The 26,943-nt window shown below is 68.5% G+C and carries 22 protein-coding genes and 3 pseudogenes; 12 read left to right on the forward strand and 13 right to left on the reverse strand.

The features are described 5' to 3' along the window. Nucleotides 1–166: 166 nt before the first annotated feature. From ACFQ9Z_RS37085 to ACFQ9Z_RS37105, 5 genes are all read right to left on the reverse strand, one after another. Nucleotides 167–295 (reverse strand): hypothetical protein, encoded by a 129-nt coding sequence (locus ACFQ9Z_RS37085; RefSeq protein WP_383030606.1) that lies wholly within the window; start codon nucleotides 293–295, stop codon nucleotides 167–169. A gap of 488 nt (nucleotides 296–783) precedes the next feature. Continuing rightward, nucleotides 784–999, reverse strand: coding sequence for a hypothetical protein (locus ACFQ9Z_RS37090; protein ID WP_383030608.1), 216 nt, complete (start codon nucleotides 997–999; stop codon nucleotides 784–786). Between the two features lie 394 nt (nucleotides 1,000–1,393). Beyond that, nucleotides 1,394–1,696, reverse strand: a complete 303-nt coding sequence (locus ACFQ9Z_RS37095; protein WP_383030610.1) for a hypothetical protein — start codon at nucleotides 1,694–1,696, stop codon at nucleotides 1,394–1,396. Nucleotides 1,697–1,962: 266 nt separating this feature from the next. Then, nucleotides 1,963–2,661, reverse strand: a complete 699-nt coding sequence (locus ACFQ9Z_RS37100; RefSeq protein ID WP_383030613.1) for a GNAT family N-acetyltransferase — start codon at nucleotides 2,659–2,661, stop codon at nucleotides 1,963–1,965. Nucleotides 2,662–3,045: 384 nt separating this feature from the next. Then, on the reverse strand, nucleotides 3,046–3,627 hold the full coding sequence (locus ACFQ9Z_RS37105; protein ID WP_383030617.1) for a hypothetical protein: 582 nt from the start codon (nucleotides 3,625–3,627) through the stop codon (nucleotides 3,046–3,048). A gap of 433 nt (nucleotides 3,628–4,060) precedes the next feature. Here ACFQ9Z_RS37105 and ACFQ9Z_RS37110 point away from each other — a divergent pair, with 433 nt between their 5' ends. Then, the gene (locus ACFQ9Z_RS37110; RefSeq protein WP_383030619.1) at nucleotides 4,061–5,263 is read left to right on the forward strand and encodes an IS110 family transposase; all 1,203 of its coding nucleotides are present in this window, start codon (nucleotides 4,061–4,063) and stop codon (nucleotides 5,261–5,263) included. 215 nt (nucleotides 5,264–5,478) lie between these two features. Here the strand turns inward: ACFQ9Z_RS37110 and ACFQ9Z_RS37115 are convergent, their stop codons facing one another. Both ACFQ9Z_RS37115 and ACFQ9Z_RS37120 read right to left on the reverse strand, forming a co-directional pair. Next, a complete protein-coding gene (locus ACFQ9Z_RS37115) occupies nucleotides 5,479–5,880 on the reverse strand; it encodes a hypothetical protein (RefSeq protein ID WP_383030621.1) in 402 nt (133 codons plus the stop codon). 254 nt (nucleotides 5,881–6,134) lie between these two features. Continuing rightward, nucleotides 6,135–7,037, reverse strand: coding sequence for an N-6 DNA methylase (locus ACFQ9Z_RS37120; protein WP_383030624.1), 903 nt, complete (start codon nucleotides 7,035–7,037; stop codon nucleotides 6,135–6,137). Nucleotides 7,038–8,172: 1,135 nt separating this feature from the next. On the opposite strand from ACFQ9Z_RS37120, the gene ACFQ9Z_RS37125 reads away from it, so the two are divergent. The 6 genes from ACFQ9Z_RS37125 (at nucleotide 8,173) to ACFQ9Z_RS37150 (ending at nucleotide 16,685) form a co-directional block, all read left to right on the forward strand. Beyond that, on the forward strand, nucleotides 8,173–9,207 hold the full coding sequence (locus ACFQ9Z_RS37125) for a LacI family DNA-binding transcriptional regulator (RefSeq protein ID WP_383030627.1): 1,035 nt from the start codon (nucleotides 8,173–8,175) through the stop codon (nucleotides 9,205–9,207). 125 nt (nucleotides 9,208–9,332) lie between these two features. Then, the gene (locus ACFQ9Z_RS37130; protein ID WP_383030629.1) at nucleotides 9,333–10,619 is read left to right on the forward strand and encodes an extracellular solute-binding protein; all 1,287 of its coding nucleotides are present in this window, start codon (nucleotides 9,333–9,335) and stop codon (nucleotides 10,617–10,619) included. A gap of 185 nt (nucleotides 10,620–10,804) precedes the next feature. Then, nucleotides 10,805–11,644, forward strand: coding sequence for a carbohydrate ABC transporter permease (locus tag ACFQ9Z_RS37135; RefSeq protein WP_383030632.1), 840 nt, complete (start codon nucleotides 10,805–10,807; stop codon nucleotides 11,642–11,644). A gap of 1 nt (nucleotide 11,645) precedes the next feature. Then, nucleotides 11,646–12,557: a carbohydrate ABC transporter permease gene (locus ACFQ9Z_RS37140; protein WP_383030635.1), complete on the forward strand. Its 912-nt coding sequence runs from the start codon at nucleotides 11,646–11,648 to the stop codon at nucleotides 12,555–12,557. A gap of 79 nt (nucleotides 12,558–12,636) precedes the next feature. Next, entirely contained in the window at nucleotides 12,637–14,178 is a 1,542-nt protein-coding gene (locus tag ACFQ9Z_RS37145; protein WP_383030637.1) for a glycoside hydrolase family 32 protein, read from the forward strand. Then, nucleotides 14,133–16,685, forward strand: a complete 2,553-nt coding sequence (locus tag ACFQ9Z_RS37150; RefSeq protein ID WP_383030639.1) for a GH32 C-terminal domain-containing protein — start codon at nucleotides 14,133–14,135, stop codon at nucleotides 16,683–16,685. Before ACFQ9Z_RS37145 ends, ACFQ9Z_RS37150 begins: the two co-directional genes overlap by 46 nt. Nucleotides 16,686–16,775: 90 nt before the next feature. Here ACFQ9Z_RS37150 and ACFQ9Z_RS37155 read toward each other — a convergent pair whose 3' ends face one another. Further along, a complete protein-coding gene (locus ACFQ9Z_RS37155; RefSeq protein ID WP_383030642.1) occupies nucleotides 16,776–17,009 on the reverse strand; it encodes a hypothetical protein in 234 nt (77 codons plus the stop codon). Nucleotides 17,010–17,055: 46 nt separating this feature from the next. Between ACFQ9Z_RS37155 and ACFQ9Z_RS37160 the strand changes: the two genes are divergently transcribed. After that, a protein-coding gene (locus ACFQ9Z_RS37160; RefSeq protein ID WP_383030657.1) for an IS3 family transposase occupies nucleotides 17,056–18,305 on the forward strand; the annotation gives its coding sequence in 2 pieces (ribosomal slippage) (nucleotides 17,056–17,386 and nucleotides 17,386–18,305; 1,251 coding nt in all). 19 nt (nucleotides 18,306–18,324) lie between these two features. Further along, a protein-coding gene (locus ACFQ9Z_RS37165) for an IS5 family transposase (protein ID WP_383030660.1) occupies nucleotides 18,325–19,124 on the forward strand; the annotation gives its coding sequence in 2 pieces (ribosomal slippage) (nucleotides 18,325–18,664 and nucleotides 18,664–19,124; 801 coding nt in all). A 1,188-nt stretch (nucleotides 19,125–20,312) separates the two neighbouring features. Here the strand turns inward: ACFQ9Z_RS37165 and ACFQ9Z_RS37170 are convergent. The 3 genes from ACFQ9Z_RS37170 to ACFQ9Z_RS37180 form a co-directional block, all read right to left on the reverse strand. Then, nucleotides 20,313–20,876: a T6SS immunity protein Tdi1 domain-containing protein gene (locus tag ACFQ9Z_RS37170; protein ID WP_383030644.1), complete on the reverse strand. Its 564-nt coding sequence runs from the start codon at nucleotides 20,874–20,876 to the stop codon at nucleotides 20,313–20,315. A gap of 504 nt (nucleotides 20,877–21,380) precedes the next feature. Beyond that, a complete protein-coding gene (locus ACFQ9Z_RS37175) occupies nucleotides 21,381–22,049 on the reverse strand; it encodes a Type 1 glutamine amidotransferase-like domain-containing protein (protein ID WP_383030648.1) in 669 nt (222 codons plus the stop codon). Nucleotides 22,050–22,151: 102 nt separating this feature from the next. Beyond that, nucleotides 22,152–22,349: a hypothetical protein gene (locus ACFQ9Z_RS37180; protein WP_383030652.1), complete on the reverse strand. Its 198-nt coding sequence runs from the start codon at nucleotides 22,347–22,349 to the stop codon at nucleotides 22,152–22,154. Between the two features lie 269 nt (nucleotides 22,350–22,618). Between ACFQ9Z_RS37180 and ACFQ9Z_RS37185 the strand changes: the two are divergent. Then, nucleotides 22,619–23,923: pseudogene (locus ACFQ9Z_RS37185) on the forward strand (NF041680 family putative transposase); the annotation flags it as partial. 34 nt (nucleotides 23,924–23,957) lie between these two features. On the opposite strand, the gene ACFQ9Z_RS37190 reads toward ACFQ9Z_RS37185, so the two are convergent. Then, nucleotides 23,958–25,388, reverse strand: coding sequence for a transposase (locus ACFQ9Z_RS37190; RefSeq protein WP_383030655.1), 1,431 nt, complete (start codon nucleotides 25,386–25,388; stop codon nucleotides 23,958–23,960). 181 nt (nucleotides 25,389–25,569) lie between these two features. Here ACFQ9Z_RS37190 and ACFQ9Z_RS37195 point away from each other — a divergent pair. Then, nucleotides 25,570–25,734 (forward strand): annotated as a pseudogene (locus ACFQ9Z_RS37195) (transposase); the annotation flags it as partial. Nucleotides 25,735–25,954: 220 nt separating this feature from the next. Beyond that, nucleotides 25,955–26,311 (forward strand): hypothetical protein, encoded by a 357-nt coding sequence (locus ACFQ9Z_RS37200; RefSeq protein ID WP_383030662.1) that lies wholly within the window; start codon nucleotides 25,955–25,957, stop codon nucleotides 26,309–26,311. Nucleotides 26,312–26,438: 127 nt separating this feature from the next. On the opposite strand, the pseudogene ACFQ9Z_RS37205 reads toward ACFQ9Z_RS37200, so the two are convergent. Continuing rightward, nucleotides 26,439–26,675: pseudogene (locus tag ACFQ9Z_RS37205) on the reverse strand (YrhB domain-containing protein); the annotation flags it as partial. Nucleotides 26,676–26,943 lie beyond the last annotated feature (268 nt).

Genomic DNA, 26,943 nt, shown 5'->3' on the forward strand with positions numbered 1-26,943 from the left:
GCCTCTCGACGTCGGGAAGTAAGGGGCCCCGGGCTGCGGCCATGCGCGCGCGGCCCCGGTACCGGCGGGGGCGGGTGGTGGGGGTGCCGCGCGCGGGGCTCGGGGGCGGTGCGGCGGGCTTGTCGGGGCGTCGCGGGCGGGCCGGCGTGGGGGCGGGGCGGTCTGTTCAGGTGGGGAGCCGGTCGAGGGACGCGGCGAGCGCGAGGAGCGTTAGGGTGAGGAGCCCGGCCAGCGTGGCGGCGGTCTTGATGCTGGTGATGCGGCGCTGTGTGGGCGGACGCGTGTGGGACATCATCAGCGACACCTTCGGGGTCGGTTGAGATCTAGAGCGGGCCGCGCGCGGGGCCGGGGGCCCTGCACCCGGCGCGGCCCGGCACGGCAGCACCTCGTTGTGCTCTGGTGGGACTGACACTGACCGCCTGATCTTCAGCTCATGTCAGCGGCTGGAGAATCATGTGAACTACGTGAGCGTCCATATGGCGGTCGGGGGCCGCAGCGGCAGTGGCTGAGCCGGGCTCGGTACCGGTGGCGTCGTCTCCTGTGACCAGTGCAGCGGTGTGCTCAGTCTCGTGCCGCACGGTGTGGGCGACCCGATCAGCCCACCTCCCGGTCAGTGAGAACCACACCGTCCGGCTGTCCGGGAGCGATCTACCGGCCGAGTCTGCGCAACCACTCGGTACCGCGCGGGCACAGCACGCAGGGCCCGTCCCTGAAGACCGGCAGCGTGGGGCCTCCCGGCCGGCGCGGTCGGGAGGCCCGGCGCCGGGCGGGGCGGGAGGGTGTTCACCTGGGGGTGGGGGCCGGATGGCGGCCGGTGATGGCGCGGATCGCGGCGGCGGACCGCTCGGCGAGAGCATCGAGTCCGTCGGCGGCGCTGGCGTGCTCGAGGTAGACGCCTTGGTCGTACTTGGTGACGCCTTCGGGCAGGGTCGGGCTGTCGGGGAAGCGGTCGCGGGGGTGCGCCTCGTAGACGATGCACAGGTCGCCCTCGTAGTCCACGGTGAGTTCGAACGGCCCCCTGCGTGCGCGGCGCCTCCACGACACCGGTAACGCCCCAGAACCCGGCCTCGGACATCCAGCCGGGGCCGAGGAGCCGCGCGGTGGCGCGGGCGATGTCGGAGACGCTGAACGGGTATTCCGTGCCGGGGGCGGCCGTGTAGTTGCCGTATTCGTCCCACAGGGGCGGCTCGGCCGGCGGCGTGGACATTGTGCCCGTGTCCGGGTCGGGGTTGCTGGTGAGGTTGGTGAGGGGGCCGGTGTCGGGCTTGCTGGTCATCGGGGTGCTTCTTCCGGGTCGGGGGCTGGGGTGCTGTGGCCGGGGCGGCGGCGCAGGCCGCGCGGGGCGTGCGGAGTGCGGTGCGGGGTGTTGGGGCGGGTGGCCGCTGGCGGAGGGTCAGCGGCGGCCGCGCCGGGGCCGCTGGGAGTGCTCGCCGCTGAGGGCCCTCTCCCGGTCGGACACGGTGAACTTCCCGGTGGCCAGGTCGTAGAGGACCCAGGGGGCGTAGGGGTGCGCGCTGGTGATGTAGGGCTGGTGCTGCCAGTCGTTGCGCGGCCCGTACAGGTTGTGGAAGTGCGGGAACTGTCCGGCGCTGGCGAGAGCGTTCAGCGCGTCCGTGAGGTTATGCCACAGGACGTCGGCCCCGGCGGCCGGGCCGTTGGTCTTCGGGGGCGCGGTGGTCGGGTCAGGAGTGGTCACGGCGTGGGGCCTCTCGTGTGGGTGGTGGGTGTGCCGGCGCGGGGCGCGGCGGTGCCACACGGTCCAGGGCTCGGGTGCTAGCGCGGCAAGCGGCGGCGGGTGTGGGGTGTGCGTCGGCCCTCGCCTCACGGGTCGCAGGACTGGGGGACGCGTCCGCAGCGTGGGTGGGCGGCGACGCCGGGGGCGGCGGGTGGCTGGCGATGTGGAACGGCCCGCCCCTGGCGGTGTGGTGCCGGGGGCGAGCCGTCAGATGCGCGGGCTACGGGTCAGGCGATGAGTTCGCCTTCTTCGAAGCGGGCGGTGGCGGGGATGTCCCAGCCGGGCAGCAGACCGGTCACGACCGGCCCCGGAGCGCCGGGCACCGTACGGACCTGCACGCCGGGGTGGAGGGCTTTGACGGCGGTCATGTACGCCGGAGGCTGGTTCAGTCCCAGCGCGGCGTGCGGCATCGGAATCGTCACGTGGTGCGCGCTGGTGTAGCCCAACCGCTTGTAGAAGGGGGCGAGTTCGGGTTTGTGGATCAAGGTCGCCATCCGGTAGCCGGTGCTGCGGGCCTTCTCCTCCGCCGCGGTGAGCAGCGTGCGGGCGATGCCCTGTCGGCGGCGGTGCGGGGTGACGGCCAGGCCGTAGATGAGGATCACGGTGCGGCTGATCAGCTCGGACAGGGCGGGGTTGTCACGGGTGAGGGGGTGTTCGTGGGCCCAGTCCGGGAACGACGCGAACACGGCTCCGACCGGTCGCGGGTTCGAACTGCGGCGCAGCCGGGCGGTCAGGCACAGAGCGGGCCCGTGGGTGAACGGCCGCCGGAAGGGGGGCAGAGTGATGATCTGTTCGGCTCCCGGCGGCAGGCCCTCACCGGAGGTGGTCAGGGCGAGCAGAGCGAGATAGTCGGCGTGGTCCGCCCTTTCAAGCGGCGCCACGTCTATCCGGGCGGCACGCGTCTTCGACAGAGCAGGACTGGTCATAGCGCTGGTCTCCTTCACGGAGCGAGGTGGGAGTAGGCCGCCTCAAAGCCCCTGGATCGGCGGGGCGCGGCGGGCACCGTGACCATGACCGCCCCCAGACCAAGCACCGCAACTCACCACGAACCGCAGCCGGACGAGCGGGCCGTTCAGGTCGGGCTTCATGCGGGTTCCTGTCGTTCGCGGTGGGGGCGTGCCTGCCCCGGCCACGCGCCCTCGGATGCGGGACCGGAGGGCGCTAGGCGGGGCTGGGTGTGGGTTTTAGGCGGTGGGGTGGAAGAAGACGTCACCGACCTCGCTGGAGTGGAGGGTGACGATGCCGCTGGGCAGTTCCAGGTGGACGCTCACGGTGCGGGTGTGGGCCACCTGCCAGGCGATCGACCGCAGCTAGTCTCCGCAGACCTCCTCGTCGTAGGTGAACGCGCCCTTGCGCAGGCTCAGGCAGCGCACCCGGCTGAGGTAGCGGTCGCCGGGGATCCGGCGTGTCTCGGTGGGGGTGAGCCGGCGTACCAGCGTGAACCGGCTGCCCGGCATCATCCTGGTCCGCCACCAGCCGGTCACCTCCCCATCGGTGAGGAACACACCATCCGGCTGCCCCGGGGCGATCCACCGGCCGGACCGGCGCATCCACTCGGTGCCGCGCGGGCACAACACGCAGTCCCCGTCCCTAAAGACCGGCAGCGCGGTCACCGCACGCCCCCGCCTGGCCCGGGTGAAGAAGTCCGCAGCGGCGATGCGGGGCCCTCCGTAAGGCACCACATCGACCGGCGCCATGGAAGCGGGCTCGACCACAGCGGACACCACCGGCGTCGACACGACCGGAGCGGACACCACCGGCGTCGACGCGACCGGGACGGGCGGGAGCGGGACGGGCGGGAGCGGGACGGGCGGGAGCGGGACGGGCGGGAGCGGGACGGGCGGGAGCGGGACGGGAAGCAGAGTGGCAACCACCTGGGAGGACGCGGGCATGACGACTCCTGGCTACGGGAGAGGGGCGGGACGAATGCGAGAACGAGCCAGAACCGGGCCATCGCCAGTTCGGGACCGGAAGGGCTCGACCACCCCCGGCCAGGGGCCGGTGGGGTGGGAGCCGCGTCCTCGACGCCCCGCACACTGACCTCGGACTGGCCAAGCCACGCACCCCGTTATCTTCTTCGCGGTCCTGCAAGAGGGCCGCTGGCCTCCGGGCCCGGCATGACTGTTGCCCCCTGTCGATCGGATGACCTGGGGGGTGGTGTCACCGGGCCCGAGGGGTGCCGTCACAGACGCTGATCAGAGGTCCGGCCACCGTCCGGCCCGGCGCAATGCCGGGCAGCTCGCGGGCGGCAGGTCTGCATAACGTGGATGCGCGCGAACGGCCCCACCGCCGAGGCCGGCACGGTATCGAGCATGTGGGGGCACGGTGATCGACATCGACGAGACGGGCGTCTTCCTCGGCCTGGACGTCGGCAAGAGCAACCATCACGGCCACGGACTCACCCCGGCCGGGAAGAAGGTCTTCGACAAGGCCCTGCCGAACGGCGAACCCCAGCTGCGGGCCGTCTTCGACAAGCTCAAGGCCAAGTTCGGCACCGTCCTGGTGGTCGTGGACCAGCCCGCCTCCATCGGCGCCCTGCCGCTGACCGTCGCCCGCGACGCCGGCTGCAAGGTCGCCTACCTGCCCGGACTCGCGATGCGCCGGATCGCCGACCTCTACCCAGGTGAGGCCAAGACCGACGCGCGCGACGCGGCCGTCATCGCGGACGCCGCCCGCACCATGCCCCACACCCTGCGCTCCCTCGAACTGGCCGACGAGATCACCGCCGAGCTGACCATGCTGGTCGGCTTCGACCAGGACCTGGCAGGCGAGGCCAACCGCACCTCCAACCGCATCCGCGGCCTGCTCACCCAGTTCCACCCCAGCCTCGAACGCGTCCTGGGACCCCGCCTGGACCACCCCGCCATCACCTGGCTCCTGGAGCGCTATGGATCTCCGGCCGCTCTGCGCAAAGCCGGCCGCCGCAAGCTCGTCGAGGTGATACGGCCAAAGGCCCCGCGCATGGCCCAGCGGCTCGTCGACGATGTCTTCGACGCCCTCGACGAACAGACCGTGGTCGTCCCGGGCACCAACACCTTGGACGTGATCGTGCCGTCGCTGGCCAAGTCGCTGGCCGCCGTCCACGAACAACGCCGGGCACTGGAAGCCCAGATCGAGGCCCTGCTGGAGGCCCACCCTCTTTCCCAGGTCCTGACCTCGATGCCCGGCATCGGCGTCAGGACCGCCGCAGTCCTTCTGACCACGGTCGGTGACGGCAGCTCGTTTCCGAGCGCCGCCCACCTGGCCTCCTACGCCGGCCTTGCACCGGCCACCAGATCGTCGGGGACCTCGATCCACGGCGAACATGCTCCGCGAGGCGGGAACCGCCAGCTCAAACGCGCGATGTTCCTCTCCGCGTTCGCCGCACTGCACGATCCCGCCTCCCGCACCTATTACGACCGCTGCCGAGCCCGCCGCAAAACCCACACCCAGGCCCTCCTCCGCCTCGCCCGCCACCGCATCAGCGTCCTGTTCGCCATGCTCCGCGACGGAACCTTCTACGAGCCGAGGAGCCCACGACTCGCTTGACGAAGGACATAGAGGCACCCCCCCCCGCAACGAGGCGCGGCCACCACAGGTGGCGGACGGGCGGCGTCGCCGAGGCACGGCCACCGCGACGGGGCGGCGGGCGGCCGCCCGGCCGGAGCATGCGGCAGGCGGCAGGCGGCAGGCGGCAGGCGGCAGGCGGAGCAAAGCGAAAGGCCCACCCCCCAGGGGGTGGGCCTTGGCGCGGGTAGCGGTGGTCAGCGCTCGCGGATCGCTGCGGTCTCGGCGGCGGTCAGGATGTGCGCGGGCAGCGTCGCCCGGCCTTCGATCATCGCCCGGTACATGCGGTGGACGCCGTCGATCAGCAGGATGGACGGACGGCCGTCGAACTCCATCGTGGCGATGATGACCGGCTTGTCGAGGTCCGTCTGCAGGGCGTGTTCGGCGTTGAAGGCGGAGTGGTCCGGGCCGAACACCGGGCACCAGGGTGCACCGTCGTAGTCCGGAGTGAGCTGGTGCAGGTGGTAGTGGGCGGACCAGTCGGCGACGGAAGTGGGCTCGGCGTCGCGGGGGTGCTTCTTCAGGAGGGTCTGGGCCTTGTCGATGTTGAACAGCCAGGCTCCGTAGCAGAACAGCTGGGTGGCTGGAGCAGTGGTCACGGGCGGACCTCCAAAGTCGGATGTATCGCTGGGCTCACCGCGGGCGGGGGCCGGTGGCGTGCGCCTGCGGTGGCGGACAGGTTTGCGGGTTGACGGGCAAGGCCCGCAAGACACCGGCTGGCGGGCGGGGTCGGCAGGGCCGCGTCCGGCGGACACGGCGTCTTGGACTTCGGCTGGAAGCCGGGGCGCGGATCGCAGACACCGGCACCGGCGCCCCACGGGATGGGTGCCGGGGCCAGTGGCGGGACACGGTTTCAGGCGGATGGTGCGCTCGCGATTCGGTCAACGAGCGCCATCGCTGCGTGTGTTGCCTCGACAACCGAGAGATAGCCGAGGAGCTGATCGCGCTCCTCGTACAGGGCACGCCGTTCCCGGGCGGCCTGCTCGTGCAGGTCGCCCTGCGCGAGGCTGTCGCCGCAGGCGATCACCACGTTCGGGCCCAAGCCCCAGACCACGGCGTTGACGGCTGCGCCCGCTGCCGCGATCGGTTCGAGTTCGTTCAGGGCCCACACGTAGTCGGCGGGGTCCAGATGCAGGTGGCGCAGGTGCTGGGCCAGTGCGCGGAACATGCCGCCCGTCCCGCCGGCGGGCTCGTGAAAGCGCTGGCCCTTGGGCGGCGGTTCGTTGCCGACGATCAGCGCGGCCATCATTTCGCACACCTCCGGCGGGGTGTGGTACTCGCCGAGCCCCTGGCGGGCGCCGTGGGAGCGCAGTGATGTGATCGTCCACGACATCACGTCGGTGTCGGCACGGTGGTAGGGGTCGGGGTCACCGGTCAGTTGGAGGATGCCGTACCGCAAGGCCGTCTCGGTCACCCGGCGCACCGCGTACGCCTTCTCCTCCACGCCGTCTTCGGTGAGCCAGCTCATCAGCGGGGCCATGCGAGCTCCCAGGTCGGGTCGGCGTGCCCAGGTGTGTGCGTAGACCTCGCGGTAACCCTGCAGGAGCTCGTAGTCGCTGGATTCGGTGAGGATGCGGGTGACGTCCTGGGCGTGGCCCTTGATCGGGAACAGGGCCAGGCCGCCGATGATGCTGACGGGGATGTCGATGCGGGAGCCCGCCCAGTTGGAGGCGTACCAGGTTTCGGCAACCGCCTCACCCAGGCGCCGCCCGGCATCGCGCGGGTTGCCGACCAGCCGCGGCGCGGGTCGGCGCACCGCGAAGATACGGGCCTCGGGAGTTTTCCCTGGGCGAGGCTGCGACCTGCGGAAACGTTGACTGTGGTGCGTCTGGCCTGGGAAAACTCCCCTCTGTAGTTCTCACGTGTTCGCGGGGTCTCCCGGCCTCATGTGTGCTGAATTCGTTCCGTGCGCGCATCTGCGTAGCATGTGCCGGGGTTGGTCACTCTCTCGCGTCGCCGTCGTCAACGCCCTCCCACGTCCCAGTCGCCTCGCTCGGCTCTTTTGCGTGAAGGCCAGGTGGAAGCAGTGAGTCATATCGGCCCGGAGGCCACGAGCCCGAACTGCCTCCGCCTGCTGGAGCAGTGAGAGCGTCTGGGCGACGCTCGTTGGGTCCTTGCTCACGGGGTCGCCGAACGTAATCCGGGAACGCTGCGATACGAGCCAGGTGCCCGGTAGCGCGACCTGTTGCCCCGGTGATCACGTTTTCGTTCATGGCTATGACCTCGGTCGCCGTGGCCGCGACCTGATCGCCGATCATCGACGTCTGCGCCGAGTAGCCGGTGGAGCGCGCGGTCGGCTCGGTGACCTTGCCGGCGGTGCCGTTTCCGGGCCTCCGCGAGGCACCGCCAATATGCGTGGCAAGGGAAGTGAACGCTGCGCCTGGTCAGCACCATGCGGCGTCGTGCTCCACCCCGCTCGCTGCCGGGTTCCTCCGGACCGTGCCCTGCCACTCGTGCAGCGATTGGGGGCGGCGGGGCGCTGACCTGGGGTTTCTCGATGAAATGCGCGTTGACCTGGGAAACTCCTCTCGGTAGTTCTCACGGGTCAACGCCGTTTCCCAGGCTCATGTGCCCTGGATGTGCCCTTCCGAGCGACCGCCAGGTGGGGACTCCCTCGGTGGCGCCGTGGGCGCGCGGCATCCGGCCGAAGGCGTTGTGTCGAGCTCCCGTTCAGGTAAACCCGTGCGGCCGTCACCCCCGCGGCGCCGGTGACGGCCCGTGTTCCCACTGCTGCCTTGCAGTTGGGCCGCCGCGTGTGGTGCGCGCGCCCCCGCACCCCCGCGGGACCCGTGCCATTGCTTGGCCACGAGTTCGTAACGAGCCGTTGACACGGGCGCCTGGCGGGGCGCAATCTCATCCCGCACTCACTTGCCAAAACGATTGGGCACGACATGGGCAGGCGGATCGGGATCAAGGACGTGGCGGCAGCCGCCGGTGTCTCGGCCACGACCGTCTCCCACATCCTCAACGAGGTCGAGGGCAAGCGCATCAACTCCGAGACCCGGCAGCGCGTCCTCGAAGCGGCCCAGGAGCTGGGGTATGCGCCCAACGGACTGGCGCGAGGGCTGCGGCTGAAGCGGTCGAACACGATCGGCTTCGTCAGCGACGAGATCGCCACCACTCCGCACGCCGGCCGGATCATCCTGGGAGCCCAGGAGGAGGCGGCCAAGCACGATCTGCTGCTGCTCATGCTGAACACGGGCGGCGATCCGGAGCTGGAGCGCAAGGAGATCGACCTGTTGTTGCAGCGCCAGGTCGACGGCGTGCTGTACGCGTCCATGTACCACCGGGTCGTGGAGGTGCCGGAGCGGTTGCGGTCGGTTCCCACGGTGCTGCTGGACGCGCGCTCCAACGACCCGGGCGTGTTCTCGGTCGTACCGGACGAGGTCCTGGGTGGTCACACGGCGGTGCGTGAGCTGGTCCGCCACGGCCATCGCCGGATCGGCTTCATCAACAACGTCGACGACATCCCCGCCACCCACGGACGCCTGGAGGGCTACCGGCGCGCTCTCGCCGAGGCGGACATCGCCGAGGACCCCCGGCTGGTGGTGACGGAGACCGCCGACGCCGTCGGCGGGTACCGTGCCGCCCTCCGACTGCTGCGGGCGGAGCAGCGGCCCACCGCGCTGTTCTGCTTCGCCGACCGGGTGGCGATGGGCGTCTACCGCGCCGCCGCCGAACTGGGGCTGTCGATCCCCGAAGACCTGTCGGTGATCGGGTTCGACAACCAGGAACTGATCTGTGACGGCTTGTTCCCCGGGCTGACCACCGTTGCCCTGCCGCATTACGAGATGGGAGCGCGGGCGGTCGCACAGCTGCTCGCGCTCACGGGCGCCCCGGGCCCGGAGTCGGGTCCGGCTGCTCAGGAAATGCTGCCCTGCCCGCTGGTGGCACGGGCGTCGGTTGCTTCGCCGCCCCGAATCTGACCTCGGAGCGGCGAAGCACCACCGATACAGGCGGCCGTCATCACCGGCCGCCAGGCACGGTCTGCCAGGACCGTGCCCAGTGAAATTGGAGGAACCCAGTGGAATCGAGAACCAGGCGCCTCACGGTGTCGAGCATAGCCGCCCTTGCCGCGGCGGCGCTCGTGGCCGGCTGCGGCGGCAGCGGCAGTGGCAGTGGCGGCTCGTCGGGCGCCGACGGCAACACCCTGACTCTGTGGACGCACAACGCCGGCAACGCCGCCGAGTACGGCGTCGTGAAGCAGGTCGTCAAGGACTTCAACGCCAGTCAGAGCAAGTACAAGGTCAAGATCCAGGCGTTCCCGCAGGGTTCCTACAACGACTCGGTGGTGGCCGCGGCCTCCGCCAAGAAGCTGCCGTGCCTCCTCGACGTCGACGGCCCCAACGTCCCGAACTGGGCCTGGGGCGGGTACCTCGCACCGCTTGACCTGTCCAAGGGTCAGGTCGCCGTGAAGGACCAGCTGCCCAGCACGGTCGGCACGTACCACGGCAAGACCTACGCGTCCGGCTTCTACGACGTCGCGCTGACCATGTACTCCCGCAAGTCGGTCCTGAAGAAGTACGGCATCCGCGTCCCCACCCTGGACAAGCCCTGGACCAAGGCCGAGTTCATGGACGGGCTCGCCAAGCTGAAGGCGGGCGGCAAGTTCAAGAACACGCTGGACCTCGGCACGGGTGACCCCGGCGAGTGGTGGCCGTACGCATACTCGCCGATGCTGCAGAGCTTCGGCGGCGACCTGATCGACCGCTCCACGTACAAGAGCGCCAAGGGCGCGCTCAACGGCGACAAGGCCGTCGCGTGGGGCAAGTGGTTCCGCTCGATGGTCACGAAGGGCTACGCGCCGCAGAAGTCCGGCAAGAGCCCCGGCGACGACTTCCGCAACGGCAAGACCGCCATCCAGTGGGACGGCAGCTGGTCGGCCCAGGCCAACATCGACAAGTTCGGCAGCGACCTGGCGATCCTCCCGCCGGTCGACTTCGGCAACGGACCGAAGATCGGCGGCGCGTCCTGGCAGTGGGCCATGAGCTCGACATGCTCCAACAAGGCAGGCGCGCAGGCTTACCTGAACTTCTCCCGGCAGACGAAGTACTTCGTGGACTTCGCCAAGGCCACCGGCACCATCCCCGCCACCAACGCGTCAGCGCAGCAGGTGAAGGGCTATGAGGCGGGCGGCGAGTTCAACATCTTCCTCAAGGAAGCGCAGAAGTTCGCGGTGGTCCGGCCCGTCACCCCGGGCTACCCCTACATCTCCACGGTGTTCTCCAAGACAGCCATGGACATCCTGGCCGGCGCCGATGTGAAGGGCGCCCTGGACCAGGCCGTCAGCCAGATCGACAACAACCTGTCGACCAGCAACTACTCCAGCGGCAGCTGACCGCCTCCGCCCGTCCCGGCGGACGCGGTTCCCCCCTCCGCCTCCGCCGGGGCACGTACCTGCCTGGATGTCCCATGGCCACCACAATGACCCCAATGTCCACTCGATCCGCCGCCGGTGTCCCATCGACTCGACGTGCAACGCAGGGGCGTGCACGGCGCAGGGAAAGCCTCGCCGCTCTCGGCATGGTGAGCCCCGCCGTGTTCCTCCTGTTGCTGTTCTTCGTCATCCCGGTGGTGCTGGCCTTCGCGCTGGCGTTCACCAACGCCCGCCTGGTCTCCCCGGTCCCGGCGCAGTTCACCGGCCTGCAGAACTTCCGCACGCTGCTGGACGACCCGCTGTTCTACAAGTCGCTGCGCAACACCTTCTACTTCGCCGCGGTCGTCGTCCCGCTGCAGGGCGGCCTGGCGCTGGTGCTCGCGCTGCTCGTCAACGCCAAGGTCAAAGGCGTCAACTTCTTCCGGACCGTCTACTTCATTCCGGTCGTCACCTCCATGGTGGTGGTGTCCATCCTGTGGACGTTCATGTACCAGAAGACGGGGCTGGTCAACGAGCTCATCTCCCACCTCACCCTCGGCCTCGTGCACGGGCCGGACTGGCTGAACAACCCGTCCACGTCCATGCCCGCCATCATCCTCATGTCCGTCTGGCAGGGCGTCGGCTTCCACATGATCATCTGGCTGGCCGGACTCCAGACCATCCCGCAGGACCTGTACGAGGCCGCCGATATCGACGGCGCCACCCGCTGGGTGCGCTTCCGGTACGTGACCTGGCCCGGCCTGCGCACCACCCGAACCTTCGTGCTCATCACCATCACGATCGCCGCGTTCAGTCTGTTCGCACAGGTCAGCGTGATGACGCAGGGCGGGCCCCTGGACTCGACCACCACGGTCGTCTACCAGGCCGTGCAGACCGGATACAAGCAGCAGCAGACCGGATACGCGTCCGCGATCTCCCTCGTCTTCTTCGTACTGGTGCTGGCCGTCTCCCTCGTTCAGCGATTCCTCACCCGGGAGAAGGGCTGACATGACCTCCGCATCCCCCGCCCCCGCACGCGCGGGCCGTCAGAGGTCGCTGCTGCGCTCGCTCGCCGTGCAGGCGGCGCGCATCGCGCTCGCATTGTTCTTCGCGTTCCCGATCGTGTTCATGCTGGTGTCGTCGCTCAAGCCCGACCAGCAGATCTTCGGCGACCTGGACGGCATCAGGGCGTTCCTGCCGGTCGGACACCTGTCCCTGGACAACTACAGCGGTGTCTTCGACCGGGTGCCCGCCGCCCGGTTCCTGCTCAACTCCATCGGGATCTCCGCCGTCACCGTGGTGCTGGGCATCTTCGTCAACAGCCTCGCGGCGTTCGCCCTGTCCCGGATGCGCTGGCGCGGCAAGAAGATCGTGCTCACCGCTGTGATCGCCACGCTGATCGTGCCGTTCGAGACCTTCGCCCTGCCGCTGGTGTGGTGGGTCAACCAACTGCCCTGGCTCCAGGTGAACGGCTTCCACCTCACCCTGACCGAGGGCTGGCTGGACACCTACCAGGTGCAGATCCTGCCCTTCGTCGCCAACGCCTTCTCGATCTTCCTGTTCCACCAGTACTTCCAGAGCATCCCCAAGGAGCTCGACGAAGCCGCCGTCATCGACGGGGCGAGCTGGTTCGGCATCTACCGGCGCATCGTCATGCCGCTGTCCGGACCGGCGATCGCCACGGTCGCCATCCTGACCTTCCTGCCGGCCTGGAACTCCTACCTGTGGCCCCTGATGGTCGTCCAGAGCGAGAACCTGCGCCCGGTCATGGTCGGCATCCAGTACTTCTTCCAGCTCAACCCGTCGTGGGGCCAGATCATGGCCTACTCGTCGATGATCACCGTGCCGGTGCTCGCGCTGTTCGTGGCCTTCCAGCGGGCCTTCGTCAGCAGCATCGCCTCCAGCGGCGTCAAGGGCTGACCTCCGCCAAGCCGCCGGCGCCCACCCCCACCTCTTCTGCCACCCCCCTGTGCCTCGCGCACCCTTCGAAAGGCCCCGTGTGTCCACGCCGCACGTCGACCCCCACCTGCCCGCCGTACACCTGCGCCCGCCCCGCAACTGGATCAACGACCCCAACGGGCTGGTCTTCCACGACGGCCACTACCACGTGTTCTTCCAGTACAACCCGTACGGCCCGCAGCACGCGAACATGCACTGGGGCCACTTCCGCAGCCCGGACCTGACCACCTGGGAAGAGCTCCCGGTCGCCCTGGCCCCCACCCCCGGCGGCGACGACGCCGACGGCTGCTTCTCCGGCAACGCCGTCTCCGTCGACAGCCGGATCGTGGCCTTCTACTCCGCCCACCGCAACGACCGCTGGTGGCAGCCGGTCACCACCGCCGAATCCCATGACGGCGGCCACACCTGGACCCAGCGGCCGGAGCTGCTCATCCCGCAGCCGCCCGCCGGGACCACGATGTACCGCGACCCCTACGTCTGGCAGGAGGAAGACCGCTGGCGGATGCTGGTCGGCTCCGCGCTCGCCGACGGCCGGGGCGCCGCCCAGCTGTACGAGTCGACGGACCTGGACAACTGGCAGCACCTCGGCCCTTTCGCCGCCGACGCCCGGAGGCCGTTGCCCGGCGGTACCGACACCGGCGCCGGCTGGGAGTGCCCCCAGTACGCCTTCTGGCCGACGCCCGACGGCACAGACCGGCAGGGCCTGCTGATCGTCAGCACCTGGGACACCGACGCCGGCCCCCAGGCCACTGCCGCCTACCCCGGTCGCGAGACCGCCGACGGCGCCTTCCACCCCTCCGCACCTGTCCGGCTCGACCACGGCCCGGACTTCTACGCCCCCGCACTGCTGCGCGCCCCGGACGGGCGCTGGCTGCTGTGGGCCTGGTCATGGGAAGCCCGCGAATCCACCTGGGTACGAGAGGCGGGCTGGGCCGGACTGCTCACCTTTCCCCGTGAGATCACCCTCGCGGCCGACGGCACCGTCCACCAGCAGCCCGCCCGGGAAGTCGCCGGACTGCGCGGCGAGCAACGCCTGTACGCCACCGGGCGCGCCCAGGCGGACCCCACCGCACTCGGCCAAGTCGGCGTTACGTTCGACCTCACCGCCCGGCTCGCGCCTGCGCCGGGCCAACGGGGCGGTCTCCGGCTGGTGACCTCGGCCGACGCAGGCGAACACCTGGACGTCACCGTCGACACCGACGCGGGCGAAGTGGTCGTCGACCGCTCCCACGCCTCCCGCGACCCCCGGGCCGTGGGCGGCACGTACCGCATCCCCTGCCCGGTGGCCCGTTCCGGCGCACCGGTCGAGCTGCGCATGGTGGTCGACCGCTCCGTCGTCGAACTCTTCCTCAGCACCGGGCAAGCCCTGACCCTGCGCTTCTACCCGGTCTCCGACGCTCTCTGGTCGCTGCAGGCCCGGTCCGTCGACTTCACCGTCCAGGCATGGAATCTCGCCGCCCCCGCGGAGCCCGTCCCCGGCACCGCACCCCAAGGCTCCCCCCACGCGCACCACCCGATCCCCGCACAAGGAGCGCCATGTCCAGAACCACCCGTCCCCGCCGCAGACTTCTCACGGCCCTGACCGTCCTGTCCGGACTCGGTCTGCTCGCCGCCACGCCGGCCGCCGCCGACACCCTCTACCGCGAGCAGTACCGGCCCCAGTTCCACTTCACCCCGGCCCAGAACTGGATGAACGACCCCAACGGCCTGATCTGGTACAAGGGCCAGTACCACCTGTTCTTCCAGTACAACCCGTCCGGCAACAGCTGGGGCAACATGTCCTGGGGCCACGCCGTCAGCACCGACCTCGTCCACTGGAAGCAGCTCCCGGTCGCCATCCCCCAGGACGACAACGAGATGGTCTTCTCCGGCAGTGTGGTGCTGGACAAGAACAACACCACCGGCTTCGGCACCAAGAAGGACCCGGCGCTGGTCGCCGTCTACACCAGCCTGGTGAAGTCCACCGGCGTCCAGCGGCAGTCCCTGGCCTATAGCACCGACGGCGGCACCACCTGGAAGAAGTACTCAGGCAACCCGGTCCTCGACCTTGGCTCCGCCAACTTCCGCGACCCGAAGGTCTTCTGGTACGCCCCCACCCGCAGCTGGCTGATGGCCGTCGCCCTCTCCGACCAGCACAAGATCGCCTTCTACAGGTCCACCGACCTCAAGCACTGGACCCACCAGAGCGACTTCGGGCCGGCCGGCGCGACCGGCGGGGTGTGGGAGTGCCCGGACATCTTCCCGCTGCCCGTGGACGGCAACCCGAAGAAGACCAAGTGGGTGCTGGCGGTCAACCTCAACCCCGGTTCCATCGCGGGCGGTTCCGGTGCCCAGTACTTCGTCGGCGACTTCGACGGCAAGAAGTTCACCGCCGACGACGACGGCACCTACACCCCGCCGACCGGCACCGTCATGCAGGACTTCGAGTCCGGCTCCTTCGGCGACTGGACGACCACCGGAAACGCGTTCGGCACCGCGCCGGCCACCGGGCCCCTGGACGGCCAGAGCGCGGTCATCGGCTTCGACGGCAAGGACTTCGCCAACAGCTTCCACGGCGGCGACGCCACCACCGGCACGGTGACCTCGCCCGCGTTCACCGTGACCAGCAACTACATCAACTTCAAGGTCGGCGGCGGCAACCACCCGTACCAGCCCGGCGACATCCTCGGCGACGAGCCGACACCCACCGGCGAAACACTCGCCGACTTCGAGGGCAGCACCTACTCCAGCCCCATCGGCGACTGGACCGCCACCGGCGACGCCTTCGGCACCGGACCGGCCCAGGGAACCCTCCCCAACCAGCAGCAGGTCACCGGCTACCTCGGAGGCGGGCTCGTCAACAGCTACCTCAACGGCGACGCCACCACCGGCACCCTGACCTCCCCGGCCTTCACCATCGACAAGAAGTACCTGGACTTCCTCATCGGCGGCGGCTACCACGCCGCGAGCTCCGACGCCCCCACCGCCGTCGAACTCGTCGTCGACGGCAAGGTGGTGCGCTCTACGACCGGCGCCAACGGTGAGGCCCTGAACTGGGCCTCCTGGGACCTGTCCGACCTGCAGGGCAAGCAGGCCCAGGTCAAGGTCGTGGACGCCAACACGGGCGGCTGGGGACACATCAACGTCGACCAGATCGTCCTCTCCGACACCCAGACCAAGCCTCACTCCAACGAGACCGGCGTCAACCTCCTCGTCGACGGAAAGATCGTGCAGAGCGCCACCGGCGCCAACTCCGAGAATCTGGACTGGGCCTCCTTCAACACCACCGCCTACCAGGGCAAGAAGGTCCAGCTCCAGATAGTCGACGCCAACACCGGCGGCTGGGGACACGTCCTCGCCGACCAGTTCACCGCCGCCGACAAGCCCGCCCTGTCCACCACCCAGCGCGCCCACTGGCTCGACTACGGCCAGGACTTCTACGCCGCCAACTCCTTCAACGACGCCCCTGGCGGCCGGCGCGTCATGATCGCCTGGATGAACAGCTGGAACTACGGCGGGAACATCCCCACCAGCCCCTGGCGCAGCGCCGACACCTTCCCCCGCCAGCTCGCCCTCCGGACCGTGAACGGCAAGACCCAGCTGCTCCAGCAACCGGTCGGCGAACTGAACACCCTCCGCGGCGCCGGCACAGCCCTCCCGGCCAAGACCGTCACCAACGAAACCATCCCGCTCGGCGTCCACGGCAGCACCCTGGAGCTCAAGGCCGACCTCACCCCGGGCACCGCCACCAAGTTCGGCCTCGACGTCCGCACCGGCGCCGCCGGACAGCGCACCCGGATCGGCTACGACACCACCACCGGCGAGGTCTACCTCGACCGCACCGCCTCAGGCGCGACCGACTTCGACCCCACCTTCTCAAGCACCGAACACGCCCCACTCGCACTCGACGGCAAGCCCCTGCGCCTGCACGTCCTCGTCGACACCTCATCTATCGAGGTCTACGCCGAGAACGCGCGCGGCGAACAAGTCGTCCTCACCGACCAGATCTTCCCCGATCCCTCCAGCACCGGCGTCGACGCCTTCGCCGACAACGGAACCGCCAAACTGTCCCGCCTGCAGGCATGGCGACTGGCATCCATCTGGAAGTGACCCATCCCGGGTGTGTTGCCAGGGCACGTCGCTGCTGGGCAACACACCCGGTCTATCCATGAACACAGCTATCTGATCGGGACTGTACGGTCACTGGTGTAACTCCCGAGCTGAAAGCGACAGTTGATGACTGACGTGGTGAGTGACGCCAAGGCCCAACCGTTCGGCGTACTCGTGCCCCTGCTCTTGGCGGCGCACTTTCTGCGCCATGCGCTCGTTCAGTACCACGCCGTTCGGGAGCAGCTTGACCGTCCGCGGCGTGGCTCGGCCCATGTAGACGGCATTCGTGGCTTGGGATGGAGCCTCCCCCTGAGTGGTGGACACGCTGATACTGGATCTGCTTGATCCGGAGAAAGCGAGACCACCGCCGATGGCGATGAAGGACTACTCGGACGAGTTCAAGGCCGATGCCGTGGCCCTGTACGAGTCCACACCCGGGGCGACCTACAAGAGCATCGCCGCCGACCTGGGCATCAACCGGGCCACCCTGCGCGAGTGGGTCTTGCGGGACCGCGAACGCCGCGGCGTCACCGCTGGCCCGGCGCCGGCCGGGCAGACGCCGACTCGGACCGGGGCATCACCGTCCGCCGATCCGGACGAGCGGATCCGACAGCTCGAGGCCAGGGTGGCCGAGCTCGAGGCGAGTGAGCGGAAGCTGGCTACCGAGCGGGACATACTCCGCAAGGCGGCCAAGTATTTCGCCGGGGAGACGAACTGGTGAGGGGCCGCTTCCAGTTCGTCGACGACCACCGGGACGCCTACGAGGTGAAGCGGCTCTGCGAGGTCTTGGAGGTGAACCGTTCGAGCTACTACAAGTGGCTCTCCGGCAGGAAGGCGAGGGTGTCCCGGCAGAGCGAGGACCGGCTCCTGGCCGAGCGGATCCGCGAGGTCCACGGCGAGTCCGGCGGCGCCTACGGTTCCCCGCGGGTAACCGCCGAGCTCCGCGCGAAGGGCTTGCCAGTCAATGAAAAGCGCGTCGCCCGGGTGATGCGAGCGTTCTCCATCACGGGCATCCGTCTGCGCAGACGCGTCCGCACCACCGTTTCCGATCCGGCCGCCGCGCTGGTCCCGGACCTGTTCCAGCGGGACTTCACGGCTGCAGGACCCGGCCTGAAATACATGGGCGATATCACCTACCTCCCCTTCGCCGGCGGGAAGTTCCTCTACCTCGCGACCGTCCTGGACTGCTTCAGCCGCAGGGTCGTCGGCTGGTCCATCGCCGACCACATGCGCACCAGCCTGGTGTCGGACGCCTTGCGGATGGCCACCCGGACCCGCGGCGGCCTGGACGGCTCGACGTTCCATTCCGACCACGGGGCGCAATACGGTTCCAGAGCCTTCGCCGACCTCTGCGACCAGTTCGGGGTCACCCGGTCGATGGGCGCGGTCGGCACGAGTGCGGACAACGCCGCCTGCGAAAGCTTCCACGCGTCTCTGAAACGCGAGACCCTCCAGGGCGCCCACGACTATGGCGACGCCGCCACCTGCAGAAGGACGGTCTTCGCCTGGCTGACCCGCTACAACACCCGCCGCCGGCACTCCGCCAACGGCCACCTCAGCCCCAACGAATACGAACGCCGACACCACGCGGTTAAGACGTCATCTCATTTGGCTGAGTAGGCTGTCGGCCGTGGTGGGGATCATTGAGCGGCTGGTGCCGGACGAGTTGTGGGAGCTGTTCCAGCGGGTCGTGCCGGAGGCACCGTCGCGACCTCAGGGTGGTGGCCGGCGTCGTCACGGCGACCGTGAGGTGCTGGCCGCGATCGTGTTCGTGGCGACGTCGGGCTGCACGTGGCAGCAGTTGCCGGCCGCCTCGTTCGGGCCGTCCGGCGCGACAGCCCACCGACGCTTCACGGAGTGGACGAAGGCCCGCGTGTGGGCCAAGCTGCACCGCCTGGTCCTCGACGAACTCGGCGCCCGCGGCGACCTGGACTGGTCCCGCTGCGCGATCGACTCGGTGAACATGCGGGCCCTGAAAAGGGGGACCTGACAGGTCCGAATCCTGTCGACCGGGGCAAGTACGGCTCAAAGATCCACCTGATCACCGAGCGGACCGGTCTGCCCCTGTCTGTCGGCATCTCCGGCGCCAACGTTCACGACAGCCAGGCCCTGATCCCGCTCGTGAAGGGCATACCGCCGATCCGATCCCGGCGAGGCCCCCGACGGCGCAAGCCCGAGAAACTGCACGCCGACAAGGGATACGACTACTCCCACCTGCGGCGATGGTTATCCCAGCGGGGCATCCGGCACCGCATAGCCCGAAAAGGAGTCGAGACCTCACAGCGGCTCGGCCGGCACCGGTGGACCATCGAACGCACGATGGCATGGCTCGCTGGATGCCGTCGCCTCCACCGTCGCTACGAGCGCAAAGCCGAGCACTTCCTCGCCTTCACGAGCCTCGCATGCACCCTGATCTGCTACCGCCGGCTCGCCAAATGAGATGACCTCTTATGTCATCTGGGACGGAACGACGTCGTCCAAGTCGCTCGCGGCGATCTATAGGCGCCGACTCCGTCACACCCTTCGGAGGGGCATCGAGACCTCCGGCTTGGCACAGGCTGTGCAACGCCTCGACCTATACGGCCGACCGGTTCGACTGGGACAGATCACGACTGCCGATAGGTCGTGGATCTTCATGTTGTTTCTCGACGAGGACGGCAGCACGCTGATTGCTTGTACCGGCGTCCGGCAGACCCATTCGGGCCCGGAAGGACCAGACACCTGCTGACTGCCACCACGCTTTCCGACTGTGGTGGTGGGGCGGTGGGCGTCGTTCGAGGGCGTTCACCTGGGTTCATGGGTGGTTGGCCGCCGGTGCGGGGACGGCTCCGGGTCTCGTCTGAACGGCCGTGAACGGGGCTGAATGAGACGGAAACTGAGACGGTCGTCCATGGTCCTAGAGCTGACCTCGCCACCATGGCCCGTCCAGGCTGTCAGCCGGGATGACCTTTGCCCTCGCCAGAATCTTCTTGTCAAGAGCCCACACGAGCGCACGCAACTCACGCGCGCTCTTCCTGGGCAGTGCGTGAAGCACGGTTTCGAGGTGCCCGCGGAAGTCGACGCCGTAACACCCACACTCGAGGATGCCGCAATCGGCACCTGCGAGTGGGTCTGGAAGCTGCCTGAGAGGGCCATGGGCAAGGGCCTTCCAGTGCCAGAACGCTTCTTCCGTGGCTTCGGGCCAGAAACGGGTCCGCTCTAGCCGGCGCAGGTCAGATGTACAAGATCCTGAAAGGCGATCAATGAACGGGTACCGTCGCCGCCTCAGGGAACGGACAGGGAGATCGCCCCGCAGGGCTGACGGGCGCCTACGCGGCATTGCCCCTTCGGTTGTCGGTCACGGGGGCACGGTACAGAGTGCCGCGTCAGGCGGCCACCGCATATCCAGTGGCCAGAGCCCTGAGCTTGGGAAGCTTGGGTCTTCTGGTGGCTGATGCTGCGCTGACCTGCGGCGGTGCGCCCTCGGGCAGTCCCCGCTGTTCCCCGTGGTTCCCCGCAGGATCTGGCACGCGAATGGCACGACCGGTTGGCTCCGGAGAACCTTGGCAGTGGGACGGTCGCCCGTCCGATGGGGTCTTCGAAGTCCTGGCCGCAGGGGCATTTAGCCGCAGTCGGAGCTTCCGGCGCTCAGCGAAGCTGCGTGGCTATCTGGGTGCACAGGGAGAAGTACACGTCACGGCCACTCAGTTCCAGATTCTCGACCTCGTCAGCGCCTCCCAGGAACAGCGGGTGCTTGTACCCGATGACCTGATCGAATCCGAGACCACCAGCCTCCGGATTCGCCACGCGCCACGCCATGTAGAAGCGGTACGCCAGCACGTCCTCCTCGCTGGCCACCACGTCGTGCCAAGCGGACAGCGGGAGATCGCTTTCCAGGTACTCCGCCCCACCCGGGTCTACCACGATTACAGCGCCGTCGGTCTGTCCCGCTCGTACGTCGACCGCAAGCTCTCGCCCGAGCCAGTCGAAGGCGAAGGCGTGGTACCGGCCGGCGAAGCCACGGATCAGCTCCGCACAGGCGGCATTCGCCGCAACCGCGCTGTCTGCCGTGTGAAAGCGGTAGAACCCCCGGGCCAACGTGACACCGCCCATCTTGGCCAGTACTCCGCGGACCGGCTCAGAGAGGCGAGATGCATCCCCGGCCTCACACCGGTCCGTCACGGGAAAAGCAGCGGTCAGAGCATTGAACATGGCGGCCACTCTAGCCAGCGCCTACGGGGCGTAGCGGTTGATGCCGCAACCCCGTGCCTCTTGCCCCCCATCACCGCTTTAAGGAGCGAGGTGAGGTGGTCACAAGCCTTACCTGCGGGTTCACTGCCTTGGGCAGATTCGGCGGCGTGTCCCCCCGGGGCCCCTGATTCTCTCTGAGTCCCCGCCCGTTCTGACACGAGAGTGGCACGGGGACCTGCGCTGGTGACCTTCTCGACGCGAACTGGAAGGCGCACTGCTCCGCGCAGCGGGTGCACGGCGGCCCAAGGAGGTTGCCCGAGGGCGCACGCTTCTCAACTGTGTTGGCGGGGTGGTGAGCCTCGTACAGGGTCGTTCACCTGTGTTCATGGCTAACCGGGTGCCGGGACGAGCCTCGCTCACGGCCCGGTCTACACGGCCCTGTACGGGGCTGAATGAGACGGGAACTGAGACGGCCCGGTCTGTGGCTGAGCCGTCTCGTGAGCTGTGTGACCTTCTGATCCGTAGTCACGGATGGAACCGCCACCGGCCTTCAGAAATGACATCCACCTCGTCTTCCCTGACTCGAACGGCCGTCTCGTCGTCGATGAAGTAGATCGGGAAGTCCGCCCGCGCAGCGATGCGATCAGCCCAGGCGTCGTCTCGATCGGGGAAATCCGGCGAGTACAGGTGAGGCTTGAGATACCAGTCGAAGAGGCCGAACGGCGGCTCCACGGTCGCCGCGCCGAGCACGTGGAGGTCGGTGGTGTCCCCGATGACGTCGGCAGAGTGTTCGGTGAGAGCACTGCTGAAGATCATTGATCCGGCGCTGAACCCCACATAGACCCGGCTCTCCAGAGCCTCCAGGAAGCCGTCGGCCAGGCCGTTGCCGGTGATGCTGCGCGCGAGGTGGTAATGGCTGCCGCCCCCAACATAGATGACGTCGGCGTGGAGCAGCCGGTCGAGCACCATCTGCCGGGGCAGTCCATTCAGCTCCAGGACGTCGAACTCCCGCCAGCGGAGGCCGTGCAACCGGTTCATGTCCGCGAGGAACCACCCATGATCCCCGGACTCGGCGACTGATGCCGTGGGAATGTACACGACGTTCGCCGATCCGAACGGCCTACCCAGCATGTCCCGCAGTGCATCCCGCAGCGTCTCGTTACGCAGGCCACTCGCCGTCAACAGAAAGTTCATCGGGCGAGCCAAACACGACTCACGGGGCCCGCGCAACGAACCCAGGATCCACCAACACTGTCATGGCATGGGCGCATCAGGAACAGGCACTGAACTTGTTCTTTAACCCTGGTCAGCGGATCCTTCGACGAGCTTCATGAGCGGAGCCAGGATCCGGGGCAGGTCGTTCTCCGAGGTGATCACCTGCTGGTCTTGCCAGGTGTACTCGGTCTGGGCGTCGATGAAGAGCAGTGAAGCGCTTCCCGATTCCCATACGAACAGCTTCCCCAGGCGCTCGTCCGACTCCAGAGTGAGGCTCACGGCCGTTGCCTTCGGGCGCCCTCTGGTTGCTGTGCCAGGGGCTGGCTGGTTCACCGTGGGGCTGATCCCGCGAGAGCGGAGTTCGTGTTCTTGTGCGGAGTGCCAATCCACGAGCCATTGAACGATCTCCGGCATTACGCCCCTCGCTGTCGCAGTCGAACGAGTCGTCGAACTTGATCGTACGGATGGCGTTCGCCGGACGCTGGGGCGGCCTTCGTCTGATCATGTGCTCCGACCAAGGTGCACCGATCGAGACGAAGGCCGTGAGGGTGAGTCTGCTGCCTGACGCCGGTCCCGGGGAGGCGTTCGCGAAAGCGTCACGCTTCCGGGAGGACTTATTCGACTGCCTGACCGCGCGCGGAGACGAGCTGTTCGAGCTCGTGGACGCGTTGCTGTGCGCGGACGGTCCGGTGACGTCGCCGGTGGACCTGACGCTGGTGGCCGAGCACCGGCGTGGGCACGGCGCGATGTACGAGGCATTGAACCGCGGGAGCGTGGACGTGCCCCGGTTGCGGCAGGTGCTGGCCGGTCTGCCGATGCCGCGGGCCGCCGACGGGCGTCTGGTCCTGGCGGTCGACGTCAGTAACTGGCTCCGCCCCGACGCGCCGACCAGCGCGGACCGCCTGTTCTGCCACGTCTACGGCCGCAGCGGACGGTCCTCGGATCAGTTCATCCCCGGCTGGCCGTACTCCTTCGTCGCCGCCCTTGAGTCGGGCCGGACGTCCTGGTGCCAGCTGCTGGATGCTGTCCGTCTCGGGCCCGAGGATGACGTCGCCGAGGTCACCGCCGCCCAGCTCCGCCGTGTGGTCACGGACCTGATCGAGATGGGCCGCTGGCACTTCGGCGACCGCGACATCCTCATCGTCTTCGACGCTGGCTACGACGCCCCGCGCATGGCTTATCTCCTCGACGGCCTCCCCATCGAGGTGCTGGGACGGATGCGCTCCGACCGCGTCATGCGACGGCCGACGCCCTCGCTCAAGGAGTACGCCCTGTCCTATCCCCAGGGCGGGCGACCGCCGAAGCACGGCAAGGAGCCCCGCTTCGCCAAGCCGGAGACCTGGGGCGAGCCGGACGCAGCCACGCTGCAGGTCACCGACCGGTACGGCACCGCCCGCGCGATGGCCTGGGACCGCATCCACCCCCGCCTGACCACCCGCTCCGCCTGGATCGACCACACCGGCGAACTCCCCATCATCGAGGGCACGCTGATCCGCCTCCAGGTCGATCGCCTGCCCGGCGGCGGAGACCCGCTCCCGCTCTGGCTCTGGTCGTCCGCCACGGGCCTGAGCGGCGAGGACGTCGACGTGCGCTGGCAGGCGTTCCTAAGGAGGTTCGACATCGAGCACCTCTTCAGGCTGATGAAACAGACTCTCGGGTGGACCCGTCCGAAGCTGCGAACCCCCGAGGCTGGCGAGCGCTGGACCTGGCTGATCATCGCCGCGCACACCCAGATCCGCCTTCTGCGCGAGGCCGCCGCCGACTTGCGGCGGCCGTGGGAGAAGCCCGCCGAGCCCGGCCGGCTCACCCCGGCCCGAGTCCGCCGGGGGTTTCGGAACCTCCGCCCGCACCTGCAGAGGCTGTCGCACGACCTACTCCTTTCGGGAGTCAAGGGCGTGATTTTGCGGTGCTAGCGAGGAGCTTGCTGAGGTTGTGGACGGTGCCGAGGAGCTTGATCTCGGTGTCGACGGCCCGGCGTCCGCGGTAGTTGAGGTGTCGGCCGAATCGCTGGAAGAGCTGGGCGAAGCCCGGCTCGACGAGCGCGCTGCGCTGGCGGTACTGGGCCCGGCCGGTCGGGGTCGCGAGGCGGTCGGCCATGGCCTGTTGGCCGGCGGGGGCGGTCTGGCGCTTTGCGGGGAGTCCTGCCTGGTTAGCCTCGCTGGTGACCGAGACCAGTAGAGGCAGGTCGGCGAGTTCTTCGAAGGAGGCGGCGCTGGCGTATCCGCTGTCCGCGAGCCAGAGCAGGATGTCGCCCGGAAGACCTGCCGCGTGCTGGTTCTCCTGGGTCTTCCTGACCATCGGGATCAGTGCCGTCCGGTCCGACGGGTTGTCGTGCAGGTCGACGGCCAGCAGTATCTGGCAGCGTGCGCACACGATCTGCAGGTTGTATCCCTGCAGGTAGCCGCCTCGTTTGCCCAGTTGTAGCCGTGAGTCCGGATCACTCAGGCTGGCGACGGCGGTTGGGGAGGGCACCGGCTCAGGGCTGCGTGCCCGCTCCAGGTGAGCGCGTGTCTTCGCCAGTCGGGCCCGTTGCCGGACCAGGACCGTCTTGTTCTCCATGGGCACAGGCGGTCGGCCGTTGGCGGCCCGACGGCCCGCTGCCCGGTCGTCCTCGGTCCGGGCCTGGTACTTCCTCAGTTTCTCCTGATGGGCCGCGGTTTCGGTGGCCAGCCGTTTCTCCGCGCGGGCCACGATGCGTTCAGCGGCCTCGACCTTGATTCTTATCTCGTTGGCAGACGGCAGGGCCCGCTGCTGGAGCCGGTCCCGGGCTGTGCGGGCCCGGGCGAGCAGATCACACAGGCGTGACAGCCTCGGCCAGTCGTCACGCGGCGGCTCGTCGTCAGCGTCCGTGGTGTCGCCGGTCTCGACGCGCCGGGCATGGTCGCGCGCGTCGTCCATGAGCGCGCTGATCTCGTCCTCGCACCGGACGATGACGGCTTCGAGACGTGGCAACTGCTTGTTGGAGTCACGGGAAGCGTTCGCGTCCATCGGCAAGCCGTCCAGCGCGACCGCCGACAGATCGACCAGCCCCCGGCTGCCGCACAGGGCCAGCACCTGCACGAACAGCTGGGTCAGCGCGTCGCGGTGACGCTGGACGAACCGCGCGGCGGTGGAATGGTCCACTGCGCGGTTCGCGGTGATGATCCGGCACCCCAGATCGTCCCAGCAGGCCCGCTCGATGCCCCGCGAGGAGCGTATGCCCTTGCTGTAGCAGTAGAAGATCAGTGCCACCATGGCGGCCGGTGGGTAGGCGGCGCCGCCCTGCCCATCGGCACGATAGCCGTCCTCGAACGCTGAGAGATCGAGCTCTTCGACCACCTCAAGCACTCTCCAACACAAGTGCCCCGGCGGCAGCCACTCCCGAGCACTCCTCGGCATCTCAAAATCACGTTCGCGGTCGCACAACAGGAAGTTCCGCCCCACCGGTCCAGGCTGCCAACGTCCCGCAACAACTGGGAGCGAACATCGAATCGCTCTTGACTCCCGAAAGGAGTAGGTCGTGCGACAGCCTCTGCACTGTCCGGCCCGAGCACCGAAACCCTCAACCCCAGGCCCTGGCAGGCCACTTGGCTCGAGGAACCGGCGGCCCGCCACCCGCTACGACGTGGGCAAAACCGTGAAACGACCCGAGAGCATCACCGAACGAAACCGACTCAGACCATAAAGAACAAGCTGAACAGCACCACACAGGGGTGCTGATGCCACCCGCTGATGTCACAGACCCCGCCGGAACCCACGCCCCTCTGACCCGTAGCTCTAGCCGGATCGGTCAGCGACGGTCATACCGGCCGCTACAAGGCCCCGGAGGGACGCTACCGGACGCGGGCGATTGCTGGGGTTGCGGTACCTGGCTGCTGTACCGCAGGATTCCGGCGGGGGTGACCATGGAACGGCATGTGCTGGAATCGCTGTTGACCGGTGACGATGAGGCGTCCGTGAGAGCTCTGGCCACCCTCCGCAGCGGCGCCACCTACTGGGTGACAGACCGGGCGCAACCCGCAGGGCAGCATGCCGGAGTCTTCAAGGGCCGACTTCAGCGCATGCGGATGCACGGACTCGAACCTCTTGGGCTGGAACGAGCAGTGCAGCTCGTCCGCGAACATGGCCGGCCCGTGCGCACAGGGATGATCGATTCTGCCGATCGGACGTGGACCACCCTGCTCTTCCTCACCGAGGGCGGCAGCGCACTAGTGGCCTGCGCCGGCTGGCCGCTGCCGCTTGTCAGGAAGCCACCACTTTAGGAGCGAGGTGAGGTGAGTGTCGCTCTGACCTGCGAACTGTCCACGTGGGCGAGCTGTGGGTCAGTCACCCACTGGCCACTGCGGTTCCCCGTGGCTCCCCGCTGAATCTGGCACGGGTGTGACGCGGCTATCGGACCGTATCGGTAGACGTCTGCTGGTCGTACTGGTGCTGATACTCGGCGACCGTGTCACCGAACTGCTTGCCACCGAGTTCCTCAATGTGTCCGTCACGGCGGTCCACAACAACGGGCCCGGTCCCGACCCACATGTCTCGGGGATCACCCGTCTGCGCGTACGTCGAGCTTTGATACCAAAACTCCCACCCGAAGCGGTGCTCCTGCACACCCATAAACACAGCAGTAACGCCCGGTTCCGGGGGGTAGGGCGTTGTCTGGGCAAGAAACGCGTTACCGGTAGTTCGTTAAATCCGGTGGTGGTGTGGGTTGACGTTAGCCTCGATCTTGCATGACGGTCCGCCGACGGAGTCGGTGGACCGTTTCGCTTTCTGTGGCGGATGGTGGGCATGCTGACGGCCCAAGTGTCGCGTCGGGTGGGCGCCGGGTTCCACTGCTCCGGGCTGGGCCCTCTTTTCGTAGGGACAGGTGAATCCGCTGGTCAGCCGGGGTTCGGCA

Origin of the sequence: Streptomyces sp. NPDC056580 (assembly GCF_042793175.1) — a bacterium.
Classification (GTDB): domain Bacteria; phylum Actinomycetota; class Actinomycetes; order Streptomycetales; family Streptomycetaceae; genus Streptomyces.